At 65.4% G+C, this 13,475-nt stretch carries 9 protein-coding genes and 4 tRNA genes; 7 read left to right on the top strand and 6 right to left on the bottom strand.

What is annotated here, in order from left to right; translation table 11 throughout:
• Positions 1-60: 60 nt before the first annotated feature.
• The 3 genes from ODR01_RS08875 (at position 61) to ODR01_RS08865 (ending at position 4,914) form a co-directional block, all read left to right on the top strand.
• Complete coding sequence (locus ODR01_RS08875) at positions 61-1,452, top strand: tyrosine-type recombinase/integrase (protein WP_316977277.1); 1,392 nt, start codon at positions 61-63, stop codon at positions 1,450-1,452.
• Positions 1,453-1,736: 284 nt separating this feature from the next.
• Positions 1,737-1,952, top strand: coding sequence for a helix-turn-helix transcriptional regulator (locus tag ODR01_RS08870; RefSeq protein WP_316977276.1), 216 nt, complete (start codon positions 1,737-1,739; stop codon positions 1,950-1,952).
• A 454-nt stretch (positions 1,953-2,406) separates the two neighbouring features.
• Positions 2,407-4,914 (top strand): DUF3987 domain-containing protein, encoded by a 2,508-nt coding sequence (locus tag ODR01_RS08865; RefSeq protein ID WP_316977275.1) that lies wholly within the window; start codon positions 2,407-2,409, stop codon positions 4,912-4,914.
• A gap of 180 nt (positions 4,915-5,094) precedes the next feature.
• On the opposite strand, the gene ODR01_RS08860 is transcribed toward ODR01_RS08865, so the two are convergent.
• The 6 genes from ODR01_RS08860 to rlmB form a co-directional block, all read right to left on the bottom strand.
• Positions 5,095-5,373 (bottom strand): hypothetical protein, encoded by a 279-nt coding sequence (locus ODR01_RS08860; RefSeq protein ID WP_316977274.1) that lies wholly within the window; start codon positions 5,371-5,373, stop codon positions 5,095-5,097.
• 11 nt (positions 5,374-5,384) lie between these two features.
• The gene (locus ODR01_RS08855) at positions 5,385-5,732 is read right to left on the bottom strand and encodes a hypothetical protein (protein WP_316977273.1); all 348 of its coding nucleotides are present in this window, start codon (positions 5,730-5,732) and stop codon (positions 5,385-5,387) included.
• A 13-nt stretch (positions 5,733-5,745) separates the two neighbouring features.
• Positions 5,746-7,449: a carbohydrate-binding protein gene (locus ODR01_RS08850; protein ID WP_316977272.1), complete on the bottom strand. Its 1,704-nt coding sequence runs from the start codon at positions 7,447-7,449 to the stop codon at positions 5,746-5,748.
• 1,308 nt (positions 7,450-8,757) lie between these two features.
• Positions 8,758-10,257, bottom strand: a complete 1,500-nt coding sequence (locus ODR01_RS08845) for a hypothetical protein (protein ID WP_316977271.1) — start codon at positions 10,255-10,257, stop codon at positions 8,758-8,760.
• Between the two features lie 476 nt (positions 10,258-10,733).
• A tRNA-Thr gene (locus tag ODR01_RS08840) sits at positions 10,734-10,809 on the bottom strand.
• A gap of 48 nt (positions 10,810-10,857) precedes the next feature.
• The gene (gene rlmB, locus ODR01_RS08835) at positions 10,858-11,679 is read right to left on the bottom strand and encodes a 23S rRNA (guanosine(2251)-2'-O)-methyltransferase RlmB (RefSeq protein ID WP_316977270.1); all 822 of its coding nucleotides are present in this window, start codon (positions 11,677-11,679) and stop codon (positions 10,858-10,860) included.
• Positions 11,680-11,854: 175 nt separating this feature from the next.
• Between rlmB and ODR01_RS08830 the strand changes: the two genes are divergently transcribed.
• From ODR01_RS08830 to ODR01_RS08815, 4 genes are all read left to right on the top strand, one after another.
• Positions 11,855-11,940: transfer RNA gene (locus ODR01_RS08830), tRNA-Tyr, on the top strand.
• 43 nt (positions 11,941-11,983) lie between these two features.
• Positions 11,984-12,057 (top strand) — tRNA-Gly (locus ODR01_RS08825).
• Between the two features lie 69 nt (positions 12,058-12,126).
• Positions 12,127-13,317, top strand: coding sequence for an elongation factor Tu (gene tuf / locus ODR01_RS08820; protein WP_316977259.1), 1,191 nt, complete (start codon positions 12,127-12,129; stop codon positions 13,315-13,317).
• 65 nt (positions 13,318-13,382) lie between these two features.
• Positions 13,383-13,459 (top strand) — tRNA-Trp (locus ODR01_RS08815).
• Positions 13,460-13,475: the final 16 nt, after the last annotated feature.

Raw genomic sequence — 13,475 nt, 5'->3', positions numbered from 1 at the left:
TGCATTTACACCGGAATGTGCTTACTGTGCGGTTACGGGAAAATCGTGGAGATAGCCCCCATGCCGACAGCCAAGATCACCAAGCGAAGCGTCGACTCATTGCAGCCGTGCCCGGGCAGGGATGCGTACCTGTGGGATACTGCCATTCCGGGCTTCGGGCTGAAGGTCACGCCGAAGGGCGCGCGATCGTACCTTTTCCAGTACCGGGATCCTGTGCGCCGGAACGGGCGAGGCGCCCACGTCACGCGCCGCGTGACCATCGGGCGGCACGGACACCCTTGGACGCCGGAGACGGCCCGGAAGGAGGTGGACGGGCTCTACAAGCGGGTGCAGAGGGGCGAAAGCCCGGCTCAGTCCAGGACCGACCGCCGCAACGCCCAAAGCACGGCTGACGCCCTGCAAATCTACCTCGATGAGCATGCGGACCAGCGGAGGAAGAAGACGACAGCGGGCGAATACCGGCGCCTCGCAGAACGGCACATCATCCCGGAACTCGGTGGCATCGCCCTGTCGGCCGTTTCCCGCGCCGACGTCGCCCGCTTGCACCACAAGATGCGCGCCACGCCCTACCAGGCGAACCGGGTGGCCGCGGTGCTCGGTTCGTTTTTCACATGGGCCGCCCGCAACGGGCTGTTTTCCGGCGAGAACCCGGCCCGGCTCATCGAGAGGAACGGAGAGCGGGGCAGGGAGCGGTTTCTTAGCCCGGTGGAACTGGCGGCCGTGGGGGGCGTCTTCGCGCATGCCGAGGCCGCGCAGCCGGCCGCCGTGAATGCCTTGCGCCTGATCGCCGTCACCGGCATGCGAAAGAACGAAGCCCTCAAGCTTCGGTGGTCGGATATCGACCGGCCCGGCGGCGTGATCCGGTTGTCCGATTCCAAGACCGGCCCGAAGACCATTCCGCTTTCGGCGCCGGCGCTCGAGGTGCTGCAGAGGATGGAAGCCCACCGCCGCGAAAAGAACCCGTACGTGTTCCCCGGATGGCGGGTCGGGCGTGCCGCGACTCAGGCCAAGAAGGGAGGCGAGGCGAGCCACTTGGTCGGAATTCAGAAAGTGTGGGAGCGGCTTCGGGCGCTGGCCACGGTCGCCCTTTGGCGGAAGAACCCGACCATTGGGGCGCTGGTGGATGAACTGGCGGCGGCTCTCGATCGGGAGCCCACCCCCGCTGAAGTTCGGGCCCGGGCGGCGGAACGAGGCGTCGAATTGCCGGCCGGTATCGACGACGTGCGCATCCACGACTTCCGGCACAGCTTCGCGAGCATCGGCGCGTCGCGGGGCGACAGCCTGATCATTCTCGGCAGCATCCTCGGGCACGCCAGCGCCAGCACCACGGAACGTTATGCGCACCTGTACGACGATCCACGGAAGGCGGCAGCCGCGAGCATCGCCGAACAGGTTGCCGCCGGCCTCAAAGGCAGCAGCGGCGAAGTGGTCAGCATGCGGCGTAGAGGATAGGTTGACGCCATGCAAAAGGCGGGTCGTCCTGTAGAAACAAAAAATTTAGACCAATAGGGATCGAAGCGTAGCCTAGGGTTGTTGGTACAGTCGGGGCGTAGCTAACCTGCGTATATATCCGGCACTCTTGACTTTCCACCGGACCATCAGCACACTACCGTCATATTTTCTCGGGGCCGGTTAAACCGAGAAACCGCTGAACTGCCTTTGGCCCCGACGTCTCAACATGCGAGGCGTCGGGATTCGTTTATGTGCCCGGCGCTGCGCTACAGCGGAGCAGCACCATGAACGATCACTCGGTTTCCCAAAAAAAGCGATACCTCCGGACTCCCGAGATCGCCGAATACTGCGGCCTGTCCGAATCCTTCTTCAACAACGCGCGTGTCAGAGGGGGCGGGCCGCCCTTCATCCATGTCGGCCGCGCTGTCCTCTACGATTTGGCCGACGTCGACCGTTGGCTCGACGCTGGCCGGCGGCAGAGCACGTCCGAGGCCGCCTGACGTGGCGAACCATCGGGTGGGCGATTATCCAGGCTCGACTAATCAGCGCCGGATGGCGCCGATTTCCTTCAAATGGAGGTGACGAAATGCGCGCAAAGAAAAGCCCCCCGCCGAAGGGCATTCGGCATGGGGGCGAATCGAATTCTTCCTGCCAAGAATGTAGCACCCGCGACGACCCTTCGCAAGCGGAGCCCATCGTGTACCGCGGTGGCTTCCCCTACCGAGTCACCTACAGAACCGTGAGCATGGACCGCCACGGTGATCTTGTCATTGCTCTGACGGCACTGGGATGGTGCGCCGAGTGCGGACAGCCCTTCGAATTCACAAAAGCCGACGCGAGATGGTTCGAAAATAAATACCAGCCGCGCCGGTGCGCCGTGTGCGGACAGCGGCCACGGCGCCGACGGCGACGGCGCCGTCGCGGCCGCCGCGCCTGGGGGCGGAGGACCGAGCAATGACCGCCATTCTCGACGCAGCTCTCGACTATGCCCTCCGTGGATTCTCGGTGGTCCCTCTGCACGGGATCCGGCCGGATGGAAAGTGTACCTGTGGCAGAGCGAACTGCAACGCCCCCGGCAAGCATCCTCTCGGCAAATGGGAGCGTCTTCAAACGACCCGGCTCACCGAGGCCGAAATTCGGGACGTCTTCAAAAGGCACCCCCACGCGAACGTCGGGCTCGTCACCGGGACGGTATCAAACCTTGTTGTGGTCGACATGGACGGCAAGGCCGGGGGGGAATCATACCTCCGTCTTGTTCCTAAAGACGACTCGCCGAAAGGGCCGGGGGTCCGCACCGGAAACGGCGCCCACCTGTACTTTCGGCACCCCGGGCGCGGCCTCAAGAACTTCGTGAAGAGACACCCGGGCCTCGATGCCCGGGCGGACGGCGGCTATGTCGTGGCGCCCCCGTCCCGGCACGTCAGCGGGCGGGAATACGCCTTTGCGAAGGATCGGGGCATCGACCTTCCCCTGCCGGAAATCCCTGCGGTCATCCTCGCGCTGTTCAATCAGAAGGAGCAAGATCAACCCCAGCCCCCGCAAGGGCCCGCTGCTGCACCGGAGGCCCGGGTTTCGGTCAAACCATCGGGGGATCTGATCCGGTACGCCGAAAGCGCCCTCGCGTCCGAGTGCTCGATCGTCGAGAACGCGGAAATGGGCGCGCAGGAAAACACGCTCTGCACCGCCGCCCTCAAGATCGGTGGCTACGTCGGCGCGGGCCTTCTGGACTTCAACACGGCACTCGATGCGCTGGTCGACGCCGGGCTGAAAATGCAGAACATGCCGGGGCGCGATCCATGGACGAAGGCGGACGTCCTCAAAAAGGCTGGCGATAAGGTCCGAGCCGGCATGCTGCGCCCCCGGTGGGGCGCACGCCCCGACGGCGCATCGGACGATTCCACCCCGCCGCTCGACATCTTCGGCGACACCGACATGCTCGGCGAGCCTGAGTTCTCGGCGGAGGCCGTCCCCTCCCCCATAAGGGAGTTCGCCCAGGATAAGGCCGAACGCCTCGGCGTCGACGCCAGCATGATCGCCCTGCCGGCTCTCGCTGTTTGCGCGTCGGCACTCGACGACTTTTTCCGCGTACAGCCCAAGGCATTCGACGCGCAATGGACGGAGAGCGCCCGGCTTTGGGTGGCTGTCGTCGAAGAGGCCGGCGGCAAGAAAACGCCGGCGATCGACGCGGCCGTAGCCCCTTTGCGAACCATTGAGGCGGAGTGGACCGACGCGGACTCCACCCTGCTAGGCACCTACTCGGTTGAGGAAAAGGTCTATCAGGCGCGGCTGCAGGCTCACGTCAAGGCCCGCGCCAAAGGCGAGAACACAGAGAAGCCGAAAACACCCGACAAGCCGAAAATCCGACGTCTCCTTGTATCCGATACGACGGTTGAGGCCTTGACTGAGATCCTGGTGGACAACCCCGCCGGGGTGCTGGGCGTCTACGACGAAATCGCGCAGCTTATCGGGTCGTTCGACGCCTACCGCTCGTCGAAGGGGACCAGCCGCGACAGAAGCTTTTGGCTGCAGCTCTATAACGGCGGAGCGATGCCGGTTGATCGGGTCAACCGCGGCCGCATCCTGGTGCCGAACTGGTCCCTCTCGGTGGTGGGCGGGATTCAGCCCGAGGTCATTCGCCGGCTCTCCGGCAACCTGACCGCGGACGGGCTGCTGGCCAGGTTTATCGTCATTCACGGCCGCCAGACGGGGGCCGGGGTCGACCGGCCGGCAGATGAGGTCGCCGCCGCCGCGTATCGGCACACGCTCGAAACTTTGACCGGCTGGCGGCAGAGCGGCCGGATAGTGGTTCGGCTGTCACAGGCCGCCCAGGACGCCCGTACGCGGGTCCTGGACGTGGCCAACGCTTTCAAGGAGTCTCCGTCCGCCGGCGCCGGCCTCCGCAACCACCTGGCCAAGTGGGACGCCCTGTTCGCCCGCCTTCTTCTCACCTACCACGCGGTTGAGGCGACTGCCGCGACCGGCGCCGATGCGCCACCCTCGGCCGACACGCTTTTTGACCCCGTGCCCCGCGAAATCAGCGGCGAAACTGCGGGCATGGTCGAAAGGCTGATGCTCGATTTCCTGCTCCCGCATGCCGTCCGGTTCTATGCCGAGACGTTCGGCTCGGCGCCTGATGCCGACCATGGGGGCTGGATTGCGGGCTACATCCTTTCCCAACGCGCGCCGGTCGTCACGGCTCGCGACATCAGCCGGGCCTACCGCGAACTCCGGGACGATCCGGGCGCGCTCGCGCGGGCTATGGACACGCTCGAGCGGGCCGGCTGGGTGGTCCCGATGGAGAGCGGGCGAAGGAACAGCCAGATGTGGTGGGTTGACCCCCGAGTCCATTCCATCTTCGCCGGCCGGGCGGAAAAGGAACGGACGCGCCGCGAGGCTGAAAAGGAGAAGATTCAGCGGGCCGCCACGCTGATGCGAACGAGAAAAACCAAAGCCGCCGCCTAGCCCTGCAAATTGATGGACTGGCCCCGGCCCGCCGGGGTGGCGCGCTGCGTCATCTCGGGGGCGGATCTCCGATCGTCTTCGACGCCGCGAGGCCCCGGCACACTCCGTTCTGAAGCGCGCCGGCCGGAAGCACCGTAGGCAGCCGTTCAACCTGGACCACGGGCTTTTTCACGGAAAGGGTCACAACGGCGGATCGTAAGTCAGCACCTCTTGCGGCGTGGCCGTGATGGCCGCGATCAGTTGGTTGTTGGTGGCGGCGTCGCTGGTGACGATGGGGGCGTCGGTGAAGTCGGTGGCGACGACCCTGCCGCCGGGAATCGTCGGCCAGCACCAGAACGGCATGCCGACGCCGGGCGTGGTCCGAAGAAACGCCCCGACGTCGATGCCCGTGGCGGTCGTGATGTTGAGAAGCCGCATCACGCCGCTGATTTCCTTCTCGCAGATCACTTTCATTTGCATGGTTCCTTCTCCTAGAGGCGGTACACTTCGACGTTGAAGGACGACGGATCGACGGGAGTCTCCATCGCATCCTTCGCCGCGATCATGATGTAGCCGGCGGCCTTCTCGGCGGCGGCGATATGCAGCCCGCCGTCGTTGATGAGGACGTGATAGTTCGTGTCGGGCTGCTCGGCGCCAAACAACAGCAGGTAAAGGCCGACATCCAGGTACACCGCCGCGATCAGGTTGAACGGCCCTTCCAGCGCGATATTGAAGTCCATCGGAAGGGGAACGACGCCGAAGGCCGACGCGACCAGCCGGGGCGGCGTCGCGCCGACCGGCGGCGCGGGCGGAAGCGGCTGCTGGTAGCAAAAAGCCATGACGTCCCCCCGATCAGAAGGACAGAGCGACGTCGGCCTGGACCGCCCAGCGGTGCCAGCGGCCGGCCTTGGCGTTGAGTTGCTCGCCCTTGAGGCGCAGCGCCGTGCCGCTCGGCTGGCCCGAGAGGTCGATATCGGCGACGTAGACCTTGCGGCCGGACCCGGCGTCGCGCAGCACGGTCAGCACCGCCGCCGTGTACGTCGTGCCGTCGTCGCGGCTGGCCGAGACGACGACGTCGGTGTTGAGCACGGCCGTCCCGGCGACGTCCTCGTGATCCAGGGTGACGCGCGCGGACGCCGGCGCGGAGGCGGCGGTGATGGCCTCAGAAACGAGGGTCATGGCCGCCGACGTGAGCGTCTCGACGAAAGCGCACGGCACGGTGTCGTTGACGTCTTTGGTGAAGGAAGCACCCACGCCGACGGCGCCCCCGTAAGCCGCGCCGCCGCCCGTCACCACTTCGAAGGTGGCGGCCGGCCGGTAGCAGCCGACGTAGAAGGTGCCGGACGACGGCACGGTGTAGGGCGAGGACAAGGTGAACGTCTGCCACCCCGCCCCGGCGTGGACGGCCGCCTGTTCGGCCATGACGGTGTAGTTGCCGGCGCCGTTGTCCCGGTAGACGGCGACCTGGCCGGTGAAGGCGACGGTCGTATAGACCGAGATGGACCCGATGACGCCGCCGTTCGTCGCCGCCTGGAACAGGTCGACGAACTCGCGGCCCGCCCCGAACAGGATGTTGGTGCGCGCCCGATTGTCGGTTTGCGTGACGTCGGCGACGGTGCCATAGGTGCCGGCGGCGTCGAAAAGCTCCCCGGTCGACGTCGCCGCGTCGATCCCGGCTTGGTCCTCGAAAGCGTCGACCACGGCCGCGCCCAGCGACAGCGCCGAGCGGCCCATCAGCTCGGAGATGTCAAAGGCGTTGAGGATGGCCATGTCGCGGGCCGTCGTGTCCTGCCCCGACACGCCAGCCAGGAAGTTCGCCCGCGTCATCTTGCGCATGGCCCCGGCGCTATTGTCGTAAACGGTCACCAGGTCGGCGTCGTCGGCCGCGGCCTCGGCGGTCAGGCTGTTGGTTGCCTGGTCGACGTCGAGAGCGGCACGCGCCCCCGCCGCCGTGGTCGCCCCGGTACCGCCGTTGGCCAGCGCCTGCACATGATCGCCGGCAGCCACGGTGCCGGCGACTGTTCCGACATCCAACAGCGCGGCGCCGCCAAGATCGGCGGAATTCGCCTTCTCCGAGGCCAATTCATCGATTGCGGCCTGAACATCCGTCGCGGCCAGCGCCGACACGCCGTTGTCGTAGACGATGTCGTCGGCCGCATAACTACCAGCTTCGATGATCAGCCATTTGCTCGCGGCCAGGTCGGTGGCGAAGGTGCCGGCGGTGTGCGCGACCGCGCAGACGTAGCTGTTGCCTGAATTCGACACAACGTCGCCGACCGCGTAGGCCGTCGTCGTCGCCCACGCGCCGCGGGGGGCCCACGAGCCGCCTATCAAGGCCAGCGACGCCGCGGTGAAGCTGTCCGGCGTCACCACCTGGTTGGCGATGGCGCCATCGTCTCGCTGGATCAGGGCCAGGTTGGTGCGAATGCCGTCGGTGGTCGTCTTGACCGCGGCCAGTTCAATGTCGAGCCTGTTACCCGGAAGCGGGTCGGCGGGGTTGCTGGTCTGGTAGTCGCTGAAATTGTAGGCCGGGGTGTAGGCAGGTGGCTGGGCCATATGAACGCTCCGTCATCGGGATCCGGCGTCTCGCGACGCTGGTCAGGGAAAATATACAACGCTTCGCGGTTGCTTTCTACAAAATCACAGCCCCGACCAATGGGCGGCGGCTGATTTCACGTCATTCTTCTGGCCGTCGTTTTCGACGGCACCCAGGACACCGCCCAGGACTTCGATCCGGCCGTGGTCGGAATTCCGACCGCGCAGGGCCCCCCCGACAGACGGCAACCGAATGCCCACCGATCAAGAAGTACCGGGGTGGGCACGGGCACCCTCCCGTCATTTGGCACGTTCGTCACATGAGGAATTCCTAGGGGACGGAAATTCTAACCATAAGTGGCTGATATATAAGAAAAAGAGGTTCAAATAGTTTTTACCGTTCGCGCGCCCATGTGACAAACGGGACAAAACACGGGGGTAAGGCGCTTCTAACGGTCCGTGAAGCCCGAGCCCCCTTGCCAGCCCTCCGTCGGCATCTTTTTCGGTTACGCGGCGGTCGTCAACGTGCCCTCACCGAGAGCACGAACCTCTACGCGGGCCAGAACAACATCGACGCCCGAAACGCCGTAGACGGGCGAACGGGTGGTAACCTGCCTAGGAGGGCTACGAGCAAGCCATTTGCTACCTTACTTTTTGAGGTGGGAAAATTTGTCGAGGCGCCTGGCGGCTGTTGTCGACGACGCGGCGGCCCCCCACCGGGGGGTCGGGATGCCGCCGCCGGGTGGCTCGGCGGTCGCGGTATTGCCTTCTTGCCGGCGGTCGCCGCCCCGTTCGGACGCCCCCGAAGGCCTGGCCACTGATGCCGCATCAGAAGCCAGAAAGAAGAAAACGCTTATGCGTCAATTGGTTAGCAAACTAGGGGGCGAAGAGAATAAGCATTGAGTAAGCGCAATGCGGGCAATATCGCTGTTTTTTGCACTTCATCCGATTGTCCCGTATAAGTGTCGGGCCGACCACCCTCGATCGGGGACCTTTGACGCCCGCTGCCTAAAGGGTGGGTTCGGCCAGGTAGCATTTTTCGGTCGCTATCGACACGAAGGACAGGAGGAAAACGGATATGCTCCGCAGGTTCGTATCTTGGCTGTTGATCACAGGCCTCTACGCCTTGGCGGGCCTGTTCGCTTTTGCCCTTGCTGCGACTGCCACGACAGGCTTGATCGAGGTGGTTACGGGGTCGGTGTCCCACACCATCGGCTACGCGGTTGGAGCGGCTTTCGGGATAGCCGGGATGCTGACTTGCCGGGACGCGGCGCGCGGCGGGATGTAGGCCTACCAGGGAGGGCCGGGCGTTCGGATGTAGTGTTCGCGCTACATCACCCCCCGCTCGATGCTTTCCCAAAGCGCATCCAGGTTTTGCAGGGCGTCGATCGACTCTTGTTCGGTCAGGTTGGCCCCCCTGTTGTAGATCGTGTCCCTGATGACATCGATCTTGGCAAGCTGCCCCCTCCCCGTGGTCGGGATTGCGTCAATGAAAGCCTCCCACGCGGCGGCCCTGTCCGCACGCGCGCCGGCGATGTAAATCGGATCCACGTCTCTTGCCTTCTGGAATTTAAGCGCATCGGCTTTGACGCGCAGGTGTTCAGCGGCGTTGATAACCGGGTCAAAGGGCGCCTTCTCGAATGAGGCCTGTAGCCCCTGCAGCGGCGTCAGCCCTTCGTTGGCCGCCGATGCCTGGCGTTCGATGCTTTGCCGGAGCGAGCGGAGGTGCGCGAGCGTCGTGTCGACTCCCGCCTCGAGCAGTTCGCCCCCGTCTCGCAGGGGGGCAAGGATACGCTGAACGGCCTGTACCTTGGCAATGCGCCCAGCATCCGTCGTCGGCACGGCGTGCGCGAATTCATACTCTGCCACGTCTACGGCTGAATCGGCTTTGGCGGCGAACCGGGGGTCGGCTCGGCCGCCTGCCATGGTGAAATCTTCCGATTTTTCGGCGGCGCGGAGACGGCTCACCGCCTCAATTGCAGGATCGGCAGGGGCAGACTTCGGCGGCACGTCCACAACCCTCAAGGAAGCCCCCGCTGGTGTGGATGGGGCGGGTGCGATCGGCGTCGAACCAGACGGGGCAGCCTCCCGGCCGAACGGGTTTGGCATGGTCGGTTTCGAGGAGAACAAATCCGGCGCCTGAATAGGTGCCCCGGGCGCCTGCCGCGCGGTTCCGACCGGCGCAGGGCTGGGGCTTGGCGTTTGAACGAGCGCGTTGGGCGCCTGCCGCATGGCCCCTCGGACAAGGCCGGCCGCGCCGGCGCCGACGTCCGTGCCAATGCGGTTGACGTTGTAGGCGGCGCGCTCAAACGGCGTCATCACCTGCTCGTCGACGACAGGCACACCCAAATGGTTTGCCATGTTCGAAAACAAGCCGGCGATGGCATCGCTTCCAACGGGGCTTGACGGAAAGCGGTAGTCGACGCTGAGATCCGGTACGCGCTCTCCGGCCGACTGCGGCAACACGGCTTTCGCGGCCCATTGGGCGCTTCGGCCGATTTTGTCCGCGCCCCACAAGAGCGCATTTACAAGCCCGGTCGAAAGATCGGCGGGCGAACCGGCGATATCGGCGAGGCCCCGGCCAACCCCCTGCGTGCCAACCATCAGGCCGCGGGTGCGGTTCGGGCCATCCGCTCCGGCGTAGCCCGGGCGCTCCGATCCGACAAGCGCGCTCAAGAAGTCCGCGACGGGTGCGGCGTCGCCCGCGCCGGGCGTGGCGGGGCCCGTCCGCCCAGCTGACAGAGCCCTCCGCCGGGTGCTCTCGGCGACAGCGGGGTCGTCTGTATCAACAGCCATAACGCGGCCATCGGGCAGCTTGATTTCGATCATGGATTGGCCTCACCTGCGCGCCGAACGAAACTCAATACCTTCCAAACCGGGCGGCCGCTTTTCAAGGGCGGAGCATCGACGCCCCGATTTGGTGTGTTCCCCGCTGGTGAGGCGGCTGGCTAACCGACCCGAATATACCATGTCGTGAATGTCCACGAAAACGAAAGACGCTGCGGGGCGTGGATCAACTTCGTGAAGCGGGGCCTTCCTTGCGGGGAGAGTCGGCGACGGGCGAGGTGCGCCGTGACCGCCTGCCGGGGCATCGTTAAAAAAAAGAGGAAAATACGACAACCCTATACCGGGCGGGGCGTTGCGGCCGGCTGTCGCCTGCCGGGCCGGGGCATCGTCAAACAGGGGGAACACAACAACCCTATACCGGGCTTAGGGTTTTGTCGCATCCCGGCACAAACAGGCAACCGAATTGCAGGCCGGCCGCTTACCCGGCGCTTACTGGACGTGGGCAGGGCCTCGGAAACTGGTGCCGGCACCAGGGCTCGAACCCGGGACCCCCTGATTACAAATCAGGTGCTCTACCAACTGAGCTATGCCGGCTACCGTGCGGTCGGGCCGACGATAGCGCGGGCGCCATCGACCCGCAAGTCACGGCGTCCGGCGGGCCACCTCGTAAAGGGCGATGGCTGCCGCCGTCGCCAGATTGAGGCTTTCGATCCTCTCGCTGATCGGGATGCGCACCACCAGGTCGCAGTGTTCGCGGGTCAGCCGCCGCAAGCCCGCGCCCTCGGCCCCCAGCACCAGGGCAAGGCGCCCCGACAGGTCGGCCTCGGCCAGCGCCGAGGTGCCGTCGCCATCCAGGCCGACGCACCAGAAGCCGGCTTCCTTGATGCGCTCGAGCGCGCGCGCCAGATTGGCGATGCGGACCAGCGGCACGGTTTCCAGCGCGCCGGACGCCGCCTTGGCCAGCACGCCGGTGGTGGCCGGGGCATGACGCACGGGCATGACCACCGCGATGGCATCGAAGGCGGCGGCGGCCCGAAGCACGGCGCCGATGTTGCGCGGGTCCGTCGCCTGGTCGAGGACGACCAGGGTGGCGCGCTCGCCGGCCCCGGCCAGGATGTCCTCGATGGCGGGTTCGGGCGGCGGGTCGGCCAGCAGGGCCACCCCCTGGTGCACGGCGCCGGCCGGCAACAGGCGGTCGATTTCCCCCCGGTCGACGATCTGGATCTTGAGCCGGTGCCCGGCAGGAACGTCGCCCAGGCCTTCCTCTCCCTGCCGGGTGGCGAGCAGGCGGTGGCATCGCCGGGCCGGGTTGGCCAGCGCGGCGCCGACGGCGTGAAGGCCGAACAGCCAAGCGGCCTCGGCGCCGGCGGCGGACCGCGGCGAATCCCCGGCTGGCGCGCTCTCCCGGCCGGGCTGCCGGCGAGGGTGTCGCGATCCGTGGGGGGGTGACTTGCGCTTGCTCATGATGCTCTATACGATACCGACAAACGTGGTGTGTTCAATCGTTTCCGTCGGGGCGATCGACGCGGCGGAAAGGTTGGATGCGCCCTGTTGGTGTTTTTGCGTTGACAAAAGACGGCAAATCCTCGTATTTCCGGCGCTCGTTATGCCGCTTTGCCGGCGGTCGCGGCGCACTTGGGGAGGGGTGCCCGAGTGGCTAAAGGGGACGGGCTGTAAACCCGTTGGCGTACGCCTACGCTGGTTCGAATCCAGCCCCCTCCACCAAATGCGCTACGGATCGAGCCGTCTCGGTCGGATGTCTGGGGTCGCGGGTGTAGCTCAATGGTAGAGCAACAGCCTTCCAAGCTGATGACGAGGGTTCGATTCCCTTCACCCGCTCCAGACCCGGGTCGATGAGCGGGGGCAGGGTTATTCGTTTGTTGGGATTCCAGGTAGAAGAAAGACAAAGCCATGGGCAAGCAGAAGTTTGAGCGGACGAAGCCGCACTGCAATGTTGGGACGATTGGCCACGTTGACCACGGCAAGACGACGTTGACGGCGGCGATTACGAAGGTTCTGGCCGAGCAGGGGTTTGCGGAATTCACGCCGTTTGACCAGATTGACAAGGCGCCGGAAGAGAAGGCGCGCGGGATCACGATTGCGACGGCGCACGTTGAGTATCAGACGTCGAAGCGTCATTACGCGCACGTCGACTGCCCTGGCCATGCGGACTACATCAAGAACATGATCACGGGCGCGGCGCAGATGGACGGTGCGGTGCTGGTGGTCTCGGCGGCGGACGGGGCGATGCCGCAGACGCGCGAGCACATCCTTCTGGCCCGCCAGGTGGGCGTTCCGGCGCTGGTCGTTTACATGAACAAGGTTGACCAGGTCGACGACCCGGAGTTGCTGGAGCTTGTTGAGATGGAGCTTCGGGAGCTTCTGTCGAGCTACGAGTTCCCGGGCGACGACATCCCGATCGTGAAGGGTTCGGCGCTGGCGGCTCTGGAGGGGCGTGACGAGGAGATCGGCAAGAAGTCGATCCTGGCGTTGATGGATGCGATCGACAGCTACATTCCGCAGCCGGACCGTCCGAAGGACCAGCCGTTCCTGATGCCGATCGAGGACGTGTTCTCGATTTCGGGGCGTGGGACGGTGGTGACGGGCCGCGTTGAGCGCGGGGTTGTGAAGGTTGGCGAGGAAGTTGAGCTGGTTGGCATCCGGGCGACGCAGAAGACGGTGTGCACGGGCGTCGAGATGTTCCGCAAGCTTCTGGACCAGGGCGAGGCGGGGGACAACATCGGGATCCTGCTGCGCGGCACGAAGCGCGACGACGTTGAGCGCGGTCAGGTTGTTGCGAAGCCGGGTTCGATCACGCCGCACACGAAGTTCAAGGCGGAGGCGTACATCCTGACGAAGGAAGAGGGTGGTCGCCACACGCCGTTTTTTGCGAACTACCGCCCGCAGTTTTACTTCCGGACGACGGACGTGACGGGGACGGTTGTTCTGCCGGAAGGCACCGAGATGGTGATGCCGGGCGACAACATCACGATGGAGATCGACCTGATTGCGCCGATCGCCATGGAGGAAGGCCTTCGGTTCGCCATCCGCGAGGGTGGCCGCACCGTCGGCGCCGGCGTCGTCGCATCGATCATCGAGTAGTGGGAAGACATACCGGCGCCGCGGAATGGCTTGGAATTCAGGCCAGCGCGGCGCCGCATCGGCATAGGAGTGTAGCTCAATTGGCTAGAGCACCGGTCTCCAAAACCGGGGGTTGGGGGTTCGAGCCCCTCCACTCCTGCCATTGCATTTAGTCGGCG

The organism is Shumkonia mesophila (assembly GCF_026163695.1).
Taxonomy (GTDB): Bacteria; Pseudomonadota; Alphaproteobacteria; order Rhodospirillales; family Shumkoniaceae; genus Shumkonia; species Shumkonia mesophila.
This window is presented reverse-complemented; position numbering and strand designations above follow the sequence as displayed.

Coding starts and splice junctions, on each gene's coding strand:
- ODR01_RS08845 (WP_316977271.1), bottom strand. CDS start 10,257: ATGATCGAAATCAAGCTGCCCGATGGCCGCGTTATGGCTGTTGATACA.
- ODR01_RS08875 (WP_316977277.1), top strand. CDS start 61: ATGCCGACAGCCAAGATCACCAAGCGAAGCGTCGACTCATTGCAGCCG.
- ODR01_RS08855 (WP_316977273.1), bottom strand. CDS start 5,732: ATGGCTTTTTGCTACCAGCAGCCGCTTCCGCCCGCGCCGCCGGTCGGC.
- ODR01_RS08865 (WP_316977275.1), top strand. CDS start 2,407: ATGACCGCCATTCTCGACGCAGCTCTCGACTATGCCCTCCGTGGATTC.
- ODR01_RS08860 (WP_316977274.1), bottom strand. CDS start 5,373: ATGCAAATGAAAGTGATCTGCGAGAAGGAAATCAGCGGCGTGATGCGG.
- rlmB (WP_316977270.1), bottom strand. CDS start 11,679: ATGAGCAAGCGCAAGTCACCCCCCCACGGATCGCGACACCCTCGCCGG.
- ODR01_RS08850 (WP_316977272.1), bottom strand. CDS start 7,449: ATGGCCCAGCCACCTGCCTACACCCCGGCCTACAATTTCAGCGACTAC.
- tuf (WP_316977259.1), top strand. CDS start 12,127: ATGGGCAAGCAGAAGTTTGAGCGGACGAAGCCGCACTGCAATGTTGGG.
- ODR01_RS08870 (WP_316977276.1), top strand. CDS start 1,737: ATGAACGATCACTCGGTTTCCCAAAAAAAGCGATACCTCCGGACTCCC.